Origin of the sequence: Meiothermus sp. CFH 77666 (assembly GCF_017497985.1) — a bacterium.
In the GTDB taxonomy this organism is placed as follows: domain Bacteria; phylum Deinococcota; class Deinococci; order Deinococcales; family Thermaceae; genus Meiothermus.
On the sequence record NZ_JAGDFV010000011.1, the window covers coordinates 1 to 18,380 of the forward strand.

Annotated in this window: 18 protein-coding genes and 1 pseudogene; 8 read left to right on the forward strand and 11 right to left on the reverse strand. The window is 62.2% G+C overall.

The window, feature by feature from the left end:
• Window positions 1–391 (forward strand): transposase (locus J3L12_RS07465; protein WP_243455045.1); only part of this gene is annotated, 391 nt, incomplete at its 5' end.
• A 35-nt stretch (window positions 392–426) separates the two neighbouring features.
• Here J3L12_RS07465 and ilvD read toward each other — a convergent pair.
• The 7 genes from ilvD to leuC all read right to left on the reverse strand — a co-directional run bounded on the left by ilvD (window position 427) and on the right by leuC (window position 7,113).
• Window positions 427–2,091: a dihydroxy-acid dehydratase gene (ilvD, locus tag J3L12_RS07470; protein WP_208014422.1), complete on the reverse strand. Its 1,665-nt coding sequence runs from the start codon at window positions 2,089–2,091 to the stop codon at window positions 427–429.
• 152 nt (window positions 2,092–2,243) lie between these two features.
• Window positions 2,244–2,990 (reverse strand): SDR family oxidoreductase, encoded by a 747-nt coding sequence (locus J3L12_RS07475; protein ID WP_208014423.1) that lies wholly within the window; start codon window positions 2,988–2,990, stop codon window positions 2,244–2,246.
• Between the two features lie 159 nt (window positions 2,991–3,149).
• Window positions 3,150–4,202 carry a 3-isopropylmalate dehydrogenase gene (leuB, locus tag J3L12_RS07480; protein WP_208014424.1) on the reverse strand — a complete coding sequence of 351 codons (1,053 nt, stop codon included), beginning with the start codon at window positions 4,200–4,202 and terminating at the stop codon, window positions 3,150–3,152.
• Window positions 4,203–4,216: 14 nt separating this feature from the next.
• Window positions 4,217–4,822: a 3-isopropylmalate dehydratase small subunit gene (gene leuD, locus J3L12_RS07485; RefSeq protein WP_208014425.1), complete on the reverse strand. Its 606-nt coding sequence runs from the start codon at window positions 4,820–4,822 to the stop codon at window positions 4,217–4,219.
• A 45-nt stretch (window positions 4,823–4,867) separates the two neighbouring features.
• Window positions 4,868–5,086 (reverse strand): hypothetical protein, encoded by a 219-nt coding sequence (locus tag J3L12_RS07490; protein WP_208014426.1) that lies wholly within the window; start codon window positions 5,084–5,086, stop codon window positions 4,868–4,870.
• The gene (locus J3L12_RS07495) at window positions 5,083–5,673 is read right to left on the reverse strand and encodes a Uma2 family endonuclease (protein ID WP_208014427.1); all 591 of its coding nucleotides are present in this window, start codon (window positions 5,671–5,673) and stop codon (window positions 5,083–5,085) included. The genes J3L12_RS07490 and J3L12_RS07495 overlap by 4 nt, the downstream gene beginning before the upstream one ends.
• 15 nt (window positions 5,674–5,688) lie before the next feature.
• Window positions 5,689–7,113, reverse strand: coding sequence for a 3-isopropylmalate dehydratase large subunit (leuC, locus tag J3L12_RS07500; protein ID WP_208014428.1), 1,425 nt, complete (start codon window positions 7,111–7,113; stop codon window positions 5,689–5,691).
• A gap of 199 nt (window positions 7,114–7,312) precedes the next feature.
• Here leuC and J3L12_RS07505 point away from each other — a divergent pair, with 199 nt between their 5' ends.
• The 6 genes from J3L12_RS07505 (at window position 7,313) to J3L12_RS07530 (ending at window position 12,630) form a co-directional block, all read left to right on the forward strand.
• On the forward strand, window positions 7,313–8,164 hold the full coding sequence (locus J3L12_RS07505) for an aminoglycoside phosphotransferase family protein (RefSeq protein ID WP_243455046.1): 852 nt from the start codon (window positions 7,313–7,315) through the stop codon (window positions 8,162–8,164).
• 60 nt (window positions 8,165–8,224) lie between these two features.
• Window positions 8,225–9,547, forward strand: coding sequence for a tRNA (N6-isopentenyl adenosine(37)-C2)-methylthiotransferase MiaB (gene miaB, locus J3L12_RS07510; RefSeq protein ID WP_208014429.1), 1,323 nt, complete (start codon window positions 8,225–8,227; stop codon window positions 9,545–9,547).
• Window positions 9,544–10,440, forward strand: coding sequence for an FAD-dependent oxidoreductase (locus J3L12_RS07515; RefSeq protein ID WP_208014430.1), 897 nt, complete (start codon window positions 9,544–9,546; stop codon window positions 10,438–10,440). Before miaB ends, J3L12_RS07515 begins: the two co-directional genes overlap by 4 nt.
• Before the next feature lie 13 nt (window positions 10,441–10,453).
• Window positions 10,454–11,248, forward strand: coding sequence for a thymidylate synthase (locus J3L12_RS07520; protein ID WP_208014431.1), 795 nt, complete (start codon window positions 10,454–10,456; stop codon window positions 11,246–11,248).
• 3 nt (window positions 11,249–11,251) lie between these two features.
• Window positions 11,252–11,809, forward strand: a complete 558-nt coding sequence (locus tag J3L12_RS07525; RefSeq protein ID WP_208014432.1) for a dihydrofolate reductase — start codon at window positions 11,252–11,254, stop codon at window positions 11,807–11,809.
• Window positions 11,810–12,057: 248 nt separating this feature from the next.
• Window positions 12,058–12,630 (forward strand): Uma2 family endonuclease, encoded by a 573-nt coding sequence (locus tag J3L12_RS07530; RefSeq protein ID WP_208014433.1) that lies wholly within the window; start codon window positions 12,058–12,060, stop codon window positions 12,628–12,630.
• Window positions 12,631–12,741: 111 nt separating this feature from the next.
• Here J3L12_RS07530 and J3L12_RS07535 read toward each other — a convergent pair whose 3' ends face one another.
• The 3 genes and pseudogenes from J3L12_RS07535 to J3L12_RS16940 form a co-directional block, all read right to left on the reverse strand.
• Entirely contained in the window at window positions 12,742–14,952 is a 2,211-nt protein-coding gene (locus J3L12_RS07535) for an ATP-dependent Clp protease ATP-binding subunit (protein WP_208014434.1), read from the reverse strand.
• A gap of 324 nt (window positions 14,953–15,276) precedes the next feature.
• Window positions 15,277–15,519 (reverse strand): Uma2 family endonuclease, encoded by a 243-nt coding sequence (locus J3L12_RS16935; protein WP_347708865.1) that lies wholly within the window; start codon window positions 15,517–15,519, stop codon window positions 15,277–15,279.
• A 79-nt stretch (window positions 15,520–15,598) separates the two neighbouring features.
• A pseudogene (locus J3L12_RS16940) lies at window positions 15,599–15,826 on the reverse strand (Uma2 family endonuclease); the annotation flags it as partial.
• 346 nt (window positions 15,827–16,172) lie between these two features.
• Between J3L12_RS16940 and J3L12_RS07545 the strand changes: the two are divergent.
• Entirely contained in the window at window positions 16,173–17,699 is a 1,527-nt protein-coding gene (locus J3L12_RS07545; protein WP_208014435.1) for a glycine--tRNA ligase, read from the forward strand.
• A 251-nt stretch (window positions 17,700–17,950) separates the two neighbouring features.
• Here the strand turns inward: J3L12_RS07545 and cdd are convergent, their stop codons facing one another.
• Window positions 17,951–18,367, reverse strand: coding sequence for a cytidine deaminase (gene cdd, locus J3L12_RS07550; protein WP_208014436.1), 417 nt, complete (start codon window positions 18,365–18,367; stop codon window positions 17,951–17,953).
• Window positions 18,368–18,380: the final 13 nt, after the last annotated feature.

Below are 18,380 nucleotides of genomic sequence, written 5' to 3' on the forward strand. Positions count from 1 at the left end.
GCAAACCCGCTATCGTCACCCCCACTGGCAGACGGGGGGCAGGCTCAGGGGAGGCATCGAGGTCAGGGTCTATCGCAGAGGTAGGAAGTTTTATGCCACGAGCGACCCCAGCCTGGAGTGGAGGGGGGTCAGGAAGCTCTACAGCATCCGTGCTGCGATTGAGGAGGTCTTTCGCATCCTCAAGCAGGCGTGTGGCTGGCAGGGGGTGCAGCAACGCCAGATCAAGACCTACACCCAGCATCTGACCTTGGGTCTGCTGGCCTACCTCTACCTGCAAAGGCTCAAAGTACAGACCCGTTCTGGTGTTTATGTACTGCGTCGCAGGCTCATTGCTCGCAAGTTGACCCTGGACAGGAGTGACCTGTATGCCTTCCTGGACACGGCTGCTTGAGGCTTGCGTAGGTTGAGTTATCAATAGCTACCCGCCTACTCGGGCTTCTGCAAAACCGCCCCTTCCCGTGCGCTGCTCACCAGCGCGGCGTACCGGGCGAACAGGCCGCTTTTGTAGTGCGGCTTGGGGGGCTTCCAGGCTTTGGCCCGCTTGGCCAGCTCCTTTTCCGAGACCTCCAGGTTCAGAATGCCCTTATCGCAGTCAATCGAGATGATGTCGCCTTCCTTGACCAGCGCAATGGGGCCGCCCACAAAGGCTTCCGGGGCCACGTGGCCAATCATCAGGCCCTTGGTGCCGCCACTGAAGCGTCCGTCGGTCACCAGGGCCACGTGGGGGCCCAGCCCCTCGCCCACCAGGGCCGAGGTCACCGAGAGCATCTCGGGCATACCGGGGGCCCCTTTGGGGCCTTCGTAGCGGATCACCACCACGTCGCCGGGCTTGATCTGCTTCTTGAGGACGGCCTTCATGGCGCTCTGCTCACCGTCGAAGACGCGGGCCGGGCCCCGGTGTACTTTGGTCTCGGTGCCGGCCAGCTTGAGCACCGCGCCGTCCGGGGCCAGCGAGCCCTTGAGCACCCGCAGCCCGCCCTCGAGCTTGAAGGGCTTGCTGGCTTTGGTCACCACCTTCTGGCCCCTGGTTTCCCTGGCGTTTTTGGTCTCTTGCCAGAGGGTCTTGCCGCTCACGGTCATCTGGTCGCCGTCAATTAGGCCGCCTTCAATCAAGCGGCGGATAATGAGCGGAATACCGCCCGCTTCGTAGAGCTCCCAGGCGGTGTACTGGCCCCAGGGGCGCATGTCGGCAATCACCGGGGTTTTGCGGGAGATTTTGTCGAACTCCTCCAAGGTCAGCTTGATACCGGCTTCCTTGGCCACCGCCAGCAGGTGCAGCACCGCGTTGGTGGAGCCGCCCGTAGCGGCCACGGCGGCAATGGCGTTGGTGAAGCTCTTCTTGGTCAGGAAGCTCTTGGGGGTGCGGTTGTGCTTGATGGCATCCGCCAGTATCTGCATGGCCCGGCGTCCGGCGGGCTTTTTCTCGGGGTGCACGGCAGGGATGGCATTGTAACCGATGGGGGAGAAGCCCATCACCTCGAGCACCATGGCCATGGTGTTGGCGGTGTACTGCCCGCCGCAAGCCCCCGCACCGGGGATGGCGGTGCGCTCGACGGCCTCGAGCTGCTTTTCATCAATTTTGCCCGCCGCGTACTGGCCCACCGCCTCGAACACGCTCACCACGGTCTGGGCCTTGCCGTTCAGGTAGCCGGGGGCAATGGAGCCGCCATAAAGCACCAGGCTGGGCACATTGGCCCGGATCACCCCCATCATGCTGCCGGGGTTGGTCTTGTCGCAGGCCACCAGCGCCACCATGCCGTCGTAAAGGTAGCCCTGGGCAATCAGCTCGATGGAGTCGGCGATTACCTCGCGCGAGACCAGTGAGGCCCGCATCCCCACTGTGCCCATGCTGATGCCGTCGGAGATGGCCGGAGCGCCGAACTCGAAGGTCTGAAAACCGGCCTCCTTGGCCCCGATCTTGAGGTCGGCGGCCAGGTCGCGCAGGTGGTAGTTGCAGGGCATCCCTTCGGTCCAGGTGTTCACGATGCCCACCCAGGGAATCTTGAACTCCTCATCGCCGATGCCCACCGCGCGGAGCATGGCGCGGGCGGGGGCTTGTTGGGGGCCTTGTTTGATGATGTCGCTTCGCATAGGCAAACCTCAGATTATGTTTTCGCTTTTGGCCGCTAGCTTTCGGCTGTTCTTTTCGTCATCTTACCGTCAAATAGCAGCGCTATTCAAAAGCCTGGCAGGCCTCGAGTGGCTGGCATGGGTCAGAATCAGAGTCTGGTTTCGAATTTCCATCAACCATCGTTCTGGGTGGCAATTTTGCCGTGGAACTTACGCGGGTTGCCTTCCAGGATACGCACCAGGGCCCGGGCCGACTGCTCTGGGGTAAGCACCCGGCCCTGCGCCTTATAGCCCCTGAACAGAGGGCGCAGGGTCTCGCTGCCCCCGCCCTGGGCCTCGCGCAGTTGTTTTTGCATGTCGGTCTCGACAATGCCGGGGCGGTAGGTGAAGCAGGTGACCTCGGGGGCCTCTATGGCCAGTTGCCGGGCCAGGTGTTCTTCGGCAGCTTTGGCAATGGCATAGATGCCCATTCCCGGGATGTTGTGCTCGGCCACACCCGAGCCCAGAAACACCGCGATGCTGCCGGGCTGGCGGATCAGGTGGGGATAGGCGAAGCGGGCGAGCTGATAACCCCCCTTGACGTTTGAATCCATAATTTCGTCGTACTGCGACTCGATCAGTTCGTAGGCCAGCGGCCCCGCATTCAGGATGCCCGCATTGTGAATGAAGCCCACAAAGTGGCCGATTTGCAACGCCTGGGCGACCAGGGCTTCGGCTACGGCGCTATCGGCGGCGCTCCCGGCCACCGACTCGCAGCGCACCCCCAGGTTGCGCACCTCGTCGCGGACGAACTCGAGGGCGGTCTGGTTGCGGGCTCCGATTACCAGGTTGGCCCCGGCCCTGGCGAGCTCGAGGGCCAACGCCTCGCCAATGCCCCGGCTGGCCCCGGTGATGATGAAGGTCTGGCTTTTGAGTTTCATGTTTATGTGTATATGTCCAATCGGTTAGAAGTGCTAGAGGACACCTGACCCAATGCAGGTCAAATGCTGCGTGGCCAGACCCTCCATGCGCTGGAAGCTGGGCTTTGAGGGGGTGTGATGGTTGAACCCTTCGCATCGCAGGAGAATCTGGCATGGGTCTCAGGCCAGCACCTTGTGGAAGCTTTCCACCACCTGCCGCGTGAACTCCTGGGTGCTGGCCTTGCCCCCCAGGTCGGGGGTGGGGTTGGTCGAGAGGGCTGCGGTTACGGCATCTTCCACCCGTTTGGCGACGTCCGGGCGGTTCAGGGCATGGGTCAGCAGCATGGCCGCCGAAAGGATGGCCGCGGTGGGGTTGGCGATGCCCTTGCCGGCGATGTCCGGGGCCGAGCCGTGGACGGGTTCAAATAGAGGCGTTTGCTCGCCCAGGCTGGCCGAGGGCAGCAGGCCCAGCGAACCCGGCAGCACGCTGGCCAGGTCGGACAGAATGTCGCCAAAGATGTTGCCGGTTACTACCACATCGAAGCGGCTGGGCCGGGTGACCAGGTGCATGGCCATGGCGTCCACGTACTGGTGCTCCAGGGCCACATCGGGGTAGCTTTGGTGCACCTCGTCCACGGTCTTGCGCCAGAACTCGCCGACCTCGAGTACGTTGGCCTTGTCCACACTGCACACCTGGCCCCGCCGTTTGCGGGCCGCCTCGAAGGCCACCCGGGCGATGCGCTCCACCTCGGGCTTGCTGTAGCGCTCGGTGTTCCAGCCCTCGGCCTCGCTCATGCCACGGGGCTCACCAAAGTAGATGCCGCCGGTTAGCTCGCGGATGACCAGCACGTCCACGCCCCGGGCAATTTCGGGCTTGAGGGGGGAGAGGTGCTCGAGGCCCGGCAGCACTTTGGCGGGGCGCAGGTTGGCAAAGAGGCCGTGGGCCTTGCGCAGGGCCAGCAGGCCGGTCTCGGCCCGCAGGTGGCGGGGCACGTTGTCCCACTTGGGGCCGCCGATGGCCCCCAGCAGGATGGCGTCGGCGGCCAGACAGCCCTGGCGGGTCACCTCGGGGAAGGGCTCGCCATGAGCGTCTATGGCATTGCCGCCAAAGGGGAAGGCTTCAAACTCGAGGCCCAGACCAAAAGCCTGGTCGGCAGCCTTGAGCACATCTACCGCAGCATAGGTCACTTCGGGGCCGATGCCGTCTCCGGGAAGCAGGGCAATCTTGGGCATGCAAATCCTTTCTTTTAGCTCAGCACAGCTTTGGGCAGGCGGGCCGAGGCTTGCTCGAGTAAATCGCCGGCCTCGAGCAGGTCGGCAATCGGATCCCAGCGCCCTTCTACCAGGGCCTTCTGGGCCGTGGCAGGCAGGTTTACCTTGAAGGCTTTGTCGGCGTAGCGCACCTCGAGGTTCTCCACATCCACCGTCACCTGCAAACCGGGGTCTTGCTCGATGGCCTCAGCCAGCGCCGCAATCTCGGATTTATCCGCCGTCACGCACGGCATCGAAAGGGCTGTGGAGTTGCCAAAGAAAATTTCGGCAAAGCTCTCGCCCACGAGGGCGCGGAACCCGGCCCGGTAGATGGCCTGTGGGGAGTGTTCGCGGCTGCTGCCGCAGCCAAAGTTGGCCCCGACCAGCATGATCGAGGCGCCCTTGAAACGGGGGTCGTTCAGGGGGTGGGGTTTCTCGGAGCCGTCTGGATTGAAGCGCTCGTCGTAGAAGAGCGCCTCGCCCAGCCCGTCGAAGGTGACTACCTTCAGATACCGTGCGGGGGTGATGCGGTCGGTGTCGATGTCGTTACCGGGAACATAAACCGCGCGTCCGATGACTTGTTTGATGGGTTCTAAGGCCATGTGTACTCCTTTGGTTCCTTGTGCGGATGCTTTGAGCAAAACGGGTCAGGTTTTGCTTTCGTCGTCGTGGTCGGTTTTGATACCCCTTGAGATGTTCCATACCCCCAGCAGCGCGGCGGCTGAAACCAGGGCAAAGCCCAGTACAAAGACGGCCCAGGCTCCGGCGGGGTTGTTGCTCAGGCTCTGAAGCCACAGTACCAGGGTGGCGATGGAGAGCAGCACCGAGGCAGCCACCAGGCTAAGTCCGAGCAGGATACGGCTCATGGGGTTGTTCTTCCCAGCACTTGCTCTACGGTCAGCTGAACCGAAGGCAGGGCCAGCGGGGTCAGGTAGGCGCTGCCTTCCAGGGCTTGAATCCGGGTGTAGACCCCGTTTTTGGGCTCCCGATAGACCCAGACCCGTGCGCCATTCAGATCCACCACCCAGTACTCCACCACCCCGCCTGCGGCGTATTTGGACGCCTTAAGGCCCTGGTCGGTTGCAAGGCTGGTGTCGGCCACCTCCACCACCAGTAGGGCATCCTCGGCGCTGGCGTCTTTGTCGTGGTAGAAGTCGGGCCGGGGTTTAAGCAGCACTACATCCGGGTAGAACTCGTCTGTGCCCACCAGAAGAGGGTCTTGCACCGAGACGATGACGCGATCCCCAAGCTGGAGTGAAAAAGCCTGCAAGAGGCGTTTCACGCAAGAGGCGTGAGGGCGGTTGACCGGACTCATTTCCACAACCTGACCATCTACAAACTCCAGCCGCTCGTCCTCCGTCAGGATGCCTGCTTCCCGCATCCGGTGCCACTGCTCGAGGGTGAAGCGGTGCAGCCGGGGGGGCTCGGAGGTGGGTTTGCGGTCTTGCACCATAGCTTTAGGTTAGCACTACGCGCCCACCAGCTCGCCCACCCCAAACACTTCCCGTGCGTCGCTTACCTCACCGGTCACGGCGGCGGCCACCACCATCACCGGCGACATCAGCACGGTGCGCCCGGTGGCGCTGCCCTGGCGGCCCTTGAAGTTGCGGTTGGAGGAGGAGGCGCAGAGTTCGTCCCCTATCAGCTTGTCGGGGTTCATGGCCAGGCACATGCTGCACCCGGCACCCCGCCACTCAAACCCGGCCTCGATGAAGATCCGGTCAATCCCCTCCTCTTCGCAGGCTTTGGCTACCTGCTGGGAGCCCGGTACCGCAATGGCCCGCACGCCGGGGGCTACCTTGCGGCCCTTGAGGTACTTGGCGGCTTCGCGGAAGTCCGAGAGCCGACCGTTGGTGCAACTGCCCAAAAAGGCCACATCCACCTTCACCCCCTTGATGGGCTGGCCGGGCTTTAACTTCATGTGCTTGAGGGCTTCCTCGAGGCCGGCCCGCTCGGCCTCGGGGTAGAGGGCGGGGTCGGGGACGCGGTCGGTAATGGCGCAGCCCTGGCCGGGGTTGATGCCCCAGGTCACGGTAGGGGCGATGTCCTCGGCGCGGATGTTCACCACGTCGTCGTAGGTGGCGTCCTTGTCAGAAGCCAGCGCCTTCCAGCGCTCGACGGCTTTGTCCCACTCAGCGCCTTTGGGGGCGTAGGGGCGGCCCTTCAGGTAGTCGAAGGTGGTCTGGTCGGGGTTGACGTAGCCGATGCGGGCCCCCCCCTCGATGCTCATGTTGCAGACCGTCATGCGCTCTTCCATGCTGAAGTTATCGAACACCTCGCCGCCGTACTCGTAGGCGTAGCCGATGCCCCCGTTCACCCCCAGCACCTTGATGATGTGCAGGATCACGTCCTTGGCGTAGACGCCGGGGCGCAGCTTGCCGTTCACGTTAATCCGGCGCACCTTGAGTTTGCTCACCGCCATGGTCTGGGTGGCCAGCACGTCGCGTACCTGGGTGGTGCCGATACCAAAGGCAATGGCCCCAAAGGCCCCGTGGGTGGAGGTGTGGGAGTCGCCGCAGGCGATGGTCATGCCGGGCTGGGTGATGCCGTTTTCCGGGCCAATCACATGCACAATTCCCTGCTTACCCGAGCTCACATCGAAAAAGGTGATGCCAAACTCCTGCACGTTCTTGCGGAGCTGACGGATCATCTCGTCGGCCTGGGGGTCGGCGAAGGGCTCTTGCAGGCTGTGGGTGGGCACGATGTGGTCTACCGTGGCGAAGGTGCGCTCGGGGAAGCGCACCTTGAGGCCGAGGTCGCGCAGCATCCCGAAGGCCTGGGGGCTGGTGACCTCGTGGATCAGGTGGGTGTCGATGAAGAGCTGCGTTTGCCCGTTGGGCAGGGTACGTACCGCGTGGCTCTCCCAGACTTTTTCATACAGGCTTTTTCCCATGATTGCTTTGTGCCTCCTTTATCCGATACCTTGAGCAAAAACCCCAGAGACGTTTTGCTCTGGGGCCTGTGACGACGGCAAACTAGACCCCTCGAGCGGGGCGTAGTAGGCGCTGCGCGAAGGGATTCGTCATTGCCAGGAGTATAAAGTTTGGTATACCAAACGTCAAGCCTTGTGGCAGTTCACCGTAGCGCCTGCCATGCTTACCTTGGTGTGTGGCCCTGGAAGCGGGTATCCTACAGCCAGGATGCTGCTCACGCGGCTGGGACAGGGGCGCGAAGCCGAGGTATATGCCTGGGCCGACGGCTACGTGCTGAAGCTGCTCTGGCCGGAGTTTTCTCAGGCCGACGCCGAGCTAGAAGCGCGCCTGACCCAGCAGGTCTGGCTGATGGGGGTGCCCTCCGCCAGGGTAGAAGACGTACTGGAGTTTGAGGGTCGCTGGGGCCTGGTTTTGCAGTGGATCAAAGGGGTGCCGCTTACCGATTACATCCAGACCGACCCCACCCGCCTGCGCTTTGCAGCCCAGATGCTGGGGGCCCTGCACCGCCAGCTTCACAACAAAGCGGCTGGACATTTGCCGTCCCAGCGCCTGCACCTCATTCGCCGCATCGAGGCCAGCCGACTACCGCTCGAGCTGCGCTCGGCCCTGCTCAGCCATCTGGAGCGCTTGCCCGACGGAACCGCGCTGTGCCACGGCGACTTTCACCCCGAGAACGTGCTGGTAGGGGATGACGGGGTGTATGTGGTGGACTGGCCCGGCGCCATGCGCGGCAACCCCCTGGCCGATATGGCCCGCACCACCCTGCTGGTGCTGTATAGCGAACTCCCGCCCGACCTGCCGGGGCGCGAAGAAATCATGCAGCAGCGCGAGCTTTTTTACCAGACCTACCTCGAGCACTACCAGACCTTCTCGGGCCTCGACCTGGCCGAGCTAAAGTCCTGGATGCCCATTGTGGCGGCGGCCCGCCTGCGCGACAACATTCCCGCCGAGGAGCCCCGCCTGATGCAACTGATAGAAGAGGGCCTGATGCAGGGTGAACCCTCCGAATAACTCTGTTACACTGAAGGTCTGTGTGGCCCCGGAATCCCTCCGGTCAGCCTCGAGGTTCGCATGAAAACCAACATCATTACCTACGGCTGTCAGATGAACGAGTACGATACCCACCTCGTGAAAAGCGAGCTGGTATCGTTGGGCGCGGAATTTGTAGACACCTGGCAGGAAGCCGACTTTGTGCTGGTCAACACCTGCGCGGTGCGCGGCAAGCCTGTCGAGAAGGTGCGCTCTCTGCTGGGTGAGCTGCGCAAGGCCAAGGAAAATCGGCCCCTGTTGGTGGGCATGATGGGCTGCCTGGCCCAGCTCGAGGAGGGCCAGCAGATGGCCCGCAAGTTTGAAGTGGATGTGCTGCTGGGGCCGGGGGCGCTTACCGAGATTGGCAAGGCCATAGAGTCCAAACACAAGTTCTGGGACTTGAGCTTCCGCGAAGAACTCACCCACCACCTGCCCCCTGCGCCCCAGGGCGCCCTATCGGCGTTTGTGAGCATCATCCGCGGCTGCAACCACCACTGCACCTACTGCATTGTGCCCACCACGCGGGGCCCCGAGGTCTCCCGCCACCCTGACCTCATCCTGCGCGAGATCGAACAGCTCAAGGCCGCCGGGGTGGTGGAGGTTACCCTGCTGGGCCAGAACGTCAACTCCTACGGCAAGGATCAGCCCGGCTTCCCAAGCTTTGCCGAGCTCTTGCGGATGGTGGGCCAGATGGGCCTTCCCCGCATCAAGTTCACCACCTCCCACCCGGTCAACTTCACCGACGACGTGATTGCCGCCATCGCCGAGACCCCCTCGGTCTGCCGCTACATCCACCTGCCGGTGCAGTCGGGCTCGAACCGCGTTTTGCGCCGCATGGGCCGGGAGTACCGGCGCGAGTGGTATCTGGATCGCATCCGGGCCATCCGCGAAGCCATGCCCGATGTGGTTCTTTCTACCGACCTGATTGTGGGCTTTCCGGGCGAGACCGAGGAAGACTTCCAGGAAACCCTCTCGCTCTACGACCAGGTGGGCTACGACTCGGCCTATATGTTCATCTACTCCCCCCGCCCCGGCACGCCGAGCTACAAACACTTCCAGGATCTGCCCCGCGAGCTGAAGGTGGAGCGGCTTCAGCGGCTCATCGAAAAACAAAAGGACTGGAGCTACCGGCAGAACCAGCGCTGGGTGGGCCAGACCGTAGAGGTCTTGGTACGCGGTGCGGCCAAGGACGAGAGCTACGTGGAGGGCCACACCCGGGGCAACCACCCTACTCTGCTCCCGGCAGTCCAGGCCCCTCGTCCGGGGCTTTACCAGGTGGTGGTCAAGCAGGCCACCCCGCACATGCTGTTTGGGGAGGTGGTGGGGGCCCAGGAACCTGCTACCATTCCCCTGCTGATGGCGTGAAGACCGGGGCCGAAGTAGTGGTTATTGGCGCCGGCATTGCCGGGTTGGCGGCGGCGCGTCTTTTGCACGAGGCTGGAAAAGAGGTGCGGGTGGTTACCCGCGAGCTGGGCGAGGCCAGCCGGGTGCCGGATGCGCTTTTGAACCCGGTGCGGGGCAAGCGCGGTGTGGTGGCCCCTGAGGCCGAGGAAGCGCTGGAAGCCCTGTGGGACTTTTACCCCCGCTTTGGGCCGGTGCGCCGGGGCATTCTCAGGCCCGTGCCCGAGGCGGATCGGGGGGGGTGGAAGGGCAAGCTCGAGGGCCGCCGGATTCCCCATCAGTGGCTGGAAGAAGGGCTGTACCTGGAAAACGCGGGCTGGCTCGAGACCACCCCCCTGCTGCACCGCCTGGCCGAGGGCCTGGACATCCTCTACGCCGAGGTGGAAAGGCTCGAGCACAACACCCTGTATCTGCGAACCCCCGAACCCCGCACCCTGCAGGCAGGTCTGGTGGTGTACGCCGGAGGGGCCAGCGGGGCGCATCTGGTGGGCCTGGGGGGGCGGTTCACGCCGGGTTCGGTGCTTCAGACCCAGGAGCATTTCAAGCAGGCCCGTTCGTATGGCGTGTACGTGGCGGGTCACAGCCTGGGGGGTAGCTACCTGCCGCATCGGCAGACCTACACCCCGCACCAGACCGAGCCCCACGAAATCGAGTGGCTGCTATCCGAGGCCGAAAAACTGCTGGGCTACCGGCCTGCTTATAGTTCGTCCTGGGCCGGGGTGCGCTACCGGCTTGACCCGCACTACCTGAAAGAAATTCCCGGCGGCTATGCCCTCACCGGCTTTGGATCGGCGGCGTATTTTTACGCTCCGCTCTATGCCTATCGGCTCCTGAAGCGCATCCAGGGGAAATCCTGATAGACTGACCACCATGCGGCAGTACCACGAGCTGATGAAATACGTGCTCGAGCGCGGGGTGGACAAGCCCGACCGCACCGGGGTGGGCACCCGCTCGGTGTTTGGCTACCAGATGCGCTTCGACCTGTCGGCGGGCTTCCCGCTGGTCACCACCAAAAAAGTTCACTGGAAGAGCGTGGTGTACGAGCTTTTGTGGTTCTTGCGGGGCGAGACCAACATCCGCTATTTGCGCGAAAACGGGGTGACCATCTGGGACGAGTGGGCTGACCAGGACGGCGAGCTGGGGCCGGTGTACGGCAAGCAGTGGCGGAGCTGGGAAGGGGCGAACGGCCAGACCATAGACCAGATGGCCTGGGTAGTGGAGGAGATCAAGCGCAACCCCGACTCACGCCGGCTGGTGGTGAGCGCCTGGAACGTAGCCGACCTGCCCCGCATGGCTCTGGCCCCCTGCCATATTCTGTTTCAGTTCTATGTGGCCCAGGGGCGGCTCTCCTGCCAGCTCTACCAGCGCAGCGCCGACATCTTCCTGGGGGTGCCCTTCAACATCGCCTCGTACTCGCTGCTCACGCTGATGCTGGCCCAGGTTACGGGCCTGCAGCCGGGCGAGTTCATCCACACCCTGGGCGACGCGCACCTCTACCAGAACCACTTTGAGCAGGCCCGCCTGCAGCTTTCCCGCGAGCCCCGGCCTTTGCCCACGGTGCGGCTCAACCCGAACGTGAAGGATTTGTTCGCCTTTAGGTTTGAGGATATCGTGCTGGAGGGCTACCACCCGCACCCGCGCATTGCGGCCCCGGTGGCGGTCTGAGTTATGGCCCGAAAGATAGCCCTGGTGGCCGCCATGGATCAGAACCGCGCCATTGGGCGCGCGGGCGCTCTGCCCTGGCACCTGCCCGATGACCTCAAGCGCTTCAGGGCGCTCACCCTGGGCAAAACCGTGTTGATGGGGCGCAAGACCTACCAGAGCATTGGCCGCCCGCTCCCCCAGCGGCGCAACGTGGTGCTTACCCACGACCCCAGCTTCAGGGCTGATGGGGTAGAGGTCGTGCATTCTTTAGAAGAAGCCCTGAAGCTCGACGAGGAGCTGATGGTCATTGGGGGTGGGGAAATTTACGCCCTCTGCCTGCCCCTTGCTACGCACATGTATCTGACCTTGGTGGATACCTTAGTACCGGATGCAGACACTTTTTTTCCTGCGTGGAACGACCAGGACTGGCGTGAAATTTATCGAGAATTTCACCCTGCCGACGAGCGTCACGCTTTTTCGTTTACCTACGTGGACCTCGAGCGCATCTCGGAGAAGATCGAGAAGTTTAGCGCGGGTTCGCTCGACAGCATTTTGAGTGACCAGGTGGGCAATAAGAAGTAAGGGGATACCGGGTGTGTCCCTGTTTCAACCAGCGTCAACACCAATCCCAACTCGTTGTGCAACCCCTCTGGATGCAGATTGCAATAGCAGCACTGACCTTCCAGCGCACACCGATTACCCATACGGGGGCTTGGGTAGAGCCTTGTGGATTGGGTTGAGCCGAGATCAGGAAACCGTTGTGATTATGATAAGAGCCTGTGAGCTCGAGCCCTACCATTCCCTACCGTCTTGGGAGTTACAATCTACGCATGGTTCGATCCGTAGAAACCATTAGTACTAAGGAATATCTGGAGGGTGAGCTTTCCAGCCAAGTCCGCCATGAATATGTGGGCGGGCAGGTCTACGCGATGGCAGGCGGAAGCAGTCGTCACAATCGGGTGGCGGGGAATATCTACGTGCATTTCTGGCAACTGGCCCAAGGGAAGCCCTGTCGGGTTTATCAGGAGGGCATGAAGCTGCACATTGGGGTGGATGCTGGCAGCGATGCCGAGAAGCTTTTCTACTACCCCGACGTAATGGTGGTATGCAACAAACCCGAGCCCGATCCCTACTACGAGACCGAACCCTGCATTCTGGTGGAGGTGCTTTCGCCCGCCACGGCAGCGATAGACCTGCGCGAGAAACGCTTGCAATACAGTCGCCTGCCCAGTCTGCAAACCTACCTGATCGTAGACCCCGAGAGCTACTTTGTTCGGCACTTCTGGCGTAACGCAGAGGGAGCCTGGCAGCACCAGAACCTGGCCGGAGATGGGGAAATTCCGCTGCCGTGCCTGGATGCTATGCTGACGCTTCCGCAAGTCTATCGAGGCGTTTTTTCATAGCCTGTGGTAGGCTTGCTGGGTATCGCAGACCGGGCCACTTACAACGCCAGCAAGCGGCGTGGCGCAGCTAAAAACCTCCCCATGCGCGGGGAGGTTGCCAGGGGGTTTTGCTTATGCCAGGCCCATACTCAGCTCCTGTTCCTCGAAGGTGATGCCGCCGTCCTTGAGGGTTACGAAGAGGGTGCGGCCCGGGCGGGAGAGCAGCTCGAGCGAGAGGGGGTCTTCGATCTTTTCGCGGATCAGGTTACGCAGGACTCGAGTGCTGCCCTGCTTGGGGGCCTGCTCGACCAGCCAGGAGGCCACGGCGGGGTCGAAGCGGACGGTTTTCTCGCGGGACTCGAGCTCTTTGGCGATGTCCTCGAGCATAATTTGCGCCACCTGCACCAGTTCGGCCTCATTCAGGTTGCGGAAGCGAATCACCTCGTCCAGGCGGTCTAGGAACTCCGGCGTAAAGAGGGCCTTGAGCGGGCTTTCGGTGTCCACCTCCCGGTTGGTGAAGCCGATGGCGGGCCCTACGTTGAAACCGGTGTTGGAGGTCATGATCAAGATAACCCGGCGGAAGTCCACCGTGCGGCCCAGGCCGTCGGTGAGGCGGCCCTCGTCGAGCACCTGCAAGAAGGTGTTGTAGATGTCGGGGTGAGCTTTCTCGATTTCGTCGAGCAGCACCACGCTGAAGGGCTGGCGGCGCACTGCCTCGGTCAGGCGGCCCCCCTGCTCGTAGCCCACGTAGCCCGGCGGGGCCCCGATGAGCTTGGAGATGGAGTGGGGTTCCTGGAACTCGCTCATGTCGAAGCGGATCAGGGCCCGCTCACTGCCAAACAGCACCTCGGCTAGGGCTTTGGCCAGGTGGGTTTTGCCCACCCCCGAAGAGCCAACAAACAGGAAACTGGCCGAGACCCGGGTACGCCCGCCCAGGCCCACCCGGCTGCGCCGCAGGGCTGCGGCCAGCGCCTCGACGGCCTCTTTCTGGCCGATGACCCGCTTGTTGAGCTCTTCTTCCAGGCCAAAGAGCTTGCTGTCGTCCTTGTCGTCCACGTAGACCCCGCCCCAGGAGTCCACCACGCTCTCGACGTCCTCGCGGGCCACCAGAGGGGTGCCGTCCTCGTCCATGGCCACCGGCAGGCCCAGCGAGTCGTTCAGGCGCACCCGGCTGGCGGCCTCGTCAATCAGGTCAATGGCCTTGTCGGGGAAGTTGCGCCCGGGCAGGCTGCGAATGCCAATCTTGACCGAGAGGCCCAGGATTTCATCGGGAATCACCACCCCGTGGTGGGCCTCGTAGCGCGGACGCAGACCTTTGAGGATTTCCAGGGTCTCCTCGGGGGTGGGCTCGAGCACAATCACAGGCTGGAAGCGGCGCTCGAGGGCCGCGTCCTTTTCGATGTAGCGATGGTACTCGCCGGTGGTGGTAGCCCCGATAACCTGTATCTCCCCCCGGCTCAGAGGCGGCTTAAGGATGTTCGCGGCGTCCAGGGTGCCCTCGGCGCCCCCGGCCCCAATCAGGGTGTGCAGCTCGTCTATGAAAGCCACCACTTTGGCATTTTTGAGTTCTTCGATAATCTGCCGCAGGCGTTCTTCAAACTCGCCCCGGTACTTGGTACCCGCCACCACTCCGGCCAGGTCAACCGAGACGATGCGGGCCCCGCGCAGCACCGGTGGAACGCGCCCTTCCACAATGGCCTGGGCCAGCCCCTCCACAATAGCGGTCTTGCCCACGCCGGGGTCGCCGACCAGCACCGGGTTGTTCTTGGTGCGGCGGGCCAGAATCTGGATGACCCGGTTAATCTCTTCGGCCCGGCCAATCACCGGGTCGAGTTTGCCCTCGCGGGCCTCGCGGGTCAGGTCGCGCCCGTACTCGTCCAGGAAAGGTGTGGCCACCGCTTTTTCCTTGGTTTGCTCACCCGCTTGTGACAGCACCCGCCAGCGGATGGTGTCCACATCCTTGGCGTAGTGGGTCATGATGCGATAAGCGATGCCGTCGCCCTCGCGGATGATGCCCAGCAGGATGTGCTCGGTGCCGATTACCTGGCTGGACATGTTGCGGGCCTCGGCTCCGGCCAGCTCCATGACCCGCCGGGCGCGGGGGGTGATGGCGGGGGGTTCGCCGGTGCGGCTGCCCTCGCCCCGGCCCACCAGTTCTTCGACCATGCGGCGCATGGCCTCGAGGCTCGCACCATACTCCATCAGGATGCGTGCGGCTGTACCCCCTTCGCGCATCAGGCCCAGAAGCAGGTGCTCCGGCCCGATCATGCTATGACCCAGTCGGCTCCCTTCCTCCCTGGCATAGTGAAATACCAACCTGGCGCGATCGTCGTACCTGTTCAAGCGCAAACCTCCTGGTATGTAGTGCAAGTGTTCATGGCGCCGCTTTTTCCCTACCTCAATAATACAGTATGCCTCGCTCCTTTTAGGTGTTTGCGCCACACGTTACGAAGCGTTGCTAAAGCCGCTTACTGAACCTAAAAGAAAGGTTGGCCTGACTTCGCTAAAGGCTCCAGACGACGTTTGTTCTGGCCGGTCTAGCTCGATTGTTAGGGCGTTAGCAGGTTCGTAATCATTTTAGGATTTTGCTTTACCCGGTTCATTTTTTTTGTAGTGCCATAACCGAAGGTGTTGCACGGGGAATGCACCAGGCTGGTTTGACCTGGGCTAATCCAGCCGGGAATAGATGTCCTCGAGCGTAACCTCGAGGTCTATGCAGGATAGCCGCAGCATGCCGCTCTCGATTTTTTCGTAAAACCAGCCGCCCTCCACCCGCCTGAATACCTCGGCTCGAGGGGTGGTTTGCTCGAGCAAGACATACATTTGCAGACTGCTTAGAGTTTGGTAGTTGAGCCATTTCTCTCCCCGGTCTGTCTCGGCAGTGCGGTCGGACAGGACTTCTACAATCAGACAGGGGTTTTTTTACGACCCTGGCATCTTCCTCTTGCTCGCAGTAAAGCATGACATCGGGGTAATACAGGGCATCTGCAGCCTGCACCAGCGTATCGGCAATCGCTACCAGACAATGGCTATTCTGGCTCTGATTCTCGAGCAAGCTACCCGGTCGAACAGTAATGCGGTTGTGACGCCGGGTTCCGCCAGCCACCAGGAAAATTTGACCCTGGACGAACTCGTGCTTTTCCTGCGAACCAAGCTCAAAGTGGAGAAACTCCTCCACTGTGAGGCCTATTCTGACCGGGGGCTCGAGCCGGGGCATGGCTTCAGGATAGCAAAATCCTTGCTAGGCGCGGCGCTATGTGTTAGCCTAAAACTTGCGCCGAACCGCAGGAGTAGCCCGGCGTTCCGCTACAGCGAGCCTGGGAGGGTGTGAGCCAGGCAGCCAAGAACCGGGTGAAGGGCAGCGGGCCATACTTCAGCGCAGCTCAAAGGGCCTCGAGGGAACCCCCCCTCGAGGAACTGGGGTGGAACCGCGGAGGCTTCAGTCTTGAACTTTCGTCCCCAGGCATTCGTGCCGGGGATTTTTTTATTCTGCGGCGCGGCTTACCGCTAAGAGGAAGAAAGGGCCTAGACTCCCGAACCTCGAGGCGAACGAAGGGAGCAATATGCCTGCTGAAACGATGGAAGAACTGGTGAGTTTGTGCAAGCGCCGGGGGTTCATTTTTCCCGGCTCGGACATTTACGGGGGGCTCCAGGGCACCTACGACTACGGCCCGCTGGGGGTCGAGCTGAAAAACAACCTTAAGGCGGCCTGGTGGAAAGCCATGGTTTACGAGCGCGACGATATGGAGGGGCTGGACGCCAGCATCCTCACCCACCGGCTGGTGCTCTTTTATTCCGGCCACGAGGCCACCTTTTCCGACCCCCTGGTAGATAACCGGGTCTCCAAAAAGCGCTACCGCCTGGATCACCTGCTCAAGGAGCAAAAACCCGAGGTGCTGGCAGCGCTGTCGCAGGCCATGGGCTTGCACGAGAGCGACAACCTGGCGGCGCTGGTCTCGCGCCTGCTGGCCGAGCCGGAAAAGGCCGCCCTGGCCATGAACTCCACTCGGGTAGTGGACCCCGCCGACGGTGCGCCGGGCGACTGGACGCCCCCCCGCCCCTTCAACATGATGTTCAAGACCAGCATTGGCCCGGTGGCCGACGAAGACTCCTACGGCTACCTGCGCCCCGAGACCGCACAGGGCATCTTCGTCAACTTCAAAAACGTGCTGGACTCCACGTCCCGCCGGCTGCCATTTGGCATCGCCCAGATTGGCAAGGCCTTCCGCAACGAAATCACCCCCCGCAACTTCATCTTCCGGGTGCGCGAGTTCGAGCAGATGGAAATTGAGTACTTCGTCAAACCCGGCACCGACGAAGAGTGGCATGAACGCTGGCTCGAGACCCGTCTGCAGTGGTGGGAGGCCCAGGGAATCCCCCGCCAGCAAATCCGGGTGCTGGACGTGCCCAAAGAAGACCTCTCGCACTACTCCAAGCGCACCTTCGACCTGATGTACAACTACCCCACCCTGGGCTTTGAGGAAATCGAGGGCATTGCCAACCGCAGCGACTACGACCTGGGCAGCCACACCAAGGGCCAGGCCGAGCTGGGCATCCAGGCCCGGGTGCTGGAAAACCACGACTCCACCGCCAAACTGGCCGTCCAGGATCCGGAAACCAAGCAGTGGTTCGTGCCCTTTGTGATTGAGCCCTCGGCGGGGGTGGATCGGGGGGTTCTGGCGATTCTGGCCGAAGCCTACACCAAAGAAAAGCTGGAAAATGGGGAAGAACGTGTGGTGTTGAGGCTCAAACCGCACCTGGCCCCCATTAAGGTAGCGGTCATTCCCCTGGCCAAAAACAAGGAGGAAATTACTAGCTATGCCCGCCGTCTCAAGGCCGAGCTACAGGCGCTGGGCTTTGGGCGGGTGCTCTACGAGGACACCGGCAACATCGGCAAGGCCTACCGCCGCCACGACGAGGTGGGTACGCCCTTCTGCATAACGGTTGACTACGACACCATCGGCAAGAGCCAGGACGGCAGTACCACCCTGCAAGACACCGTAACGGTGCGCGACCGCGATACCATGCAGCAGGAAAGGGTGTCCGTCAAGGAGCTAGCCCAGTATCTTCAAGAGCGCTTGCGGGGCTGAGCAGGGTTACAGCTCTACAATAAAATGATGCATAAAGCCCCAGTTGATATGGTCTATAGTCTATGGTCTATAGTCCATTGACTATTGACTATTGACTATTGACTATTGACCATGAGCTGGGACGCTGGTTGAAACGGGGAGACACCCTCAGTTGATTCAGGCTTTCACGCCAAGCAACTAGGGCAGTCCTTCGGCCCATTGCTCCATTCCACTTTGGTGTCACCATGAGTAAGATTTGGCATGAAGAGCACCTACCCGCTCTCCGGCCCATCCAGGTACTGCTTGGAAAAGGCGTGGGGCAGAAGCTCGCCGAGAGTGGTATGAAACTCGGGGCCGTCGGCGCTGAGGCAGTGCACCGGGGTCTCGGGGTGGGCAAACTCGCTCAGCACCTGTCGACATCCACCGCAAGGGGTCGCGGGCTGTTTGCCCCGACTCATTACCCAAACCTCGGCAATCTCTCGCTCGCCCGCCGAGACCATTTGCAAAGTCGCCGACTGTTCGGCGCAGCGCGATAGGGGATAGGCTGCGTTTTCTACGTTCACGCCGCCGTATAATCGGCCCGATCTGGATTTGATGACTGCCGCAACAGCAAAGCCAGAGTAAGGGGCGTAGGAGCGGGTTAGAAGCAGGTGCAATTGTTCCAGTACCTTCTTGGGTGTTTTGGGCACGCTTCCAGCATAC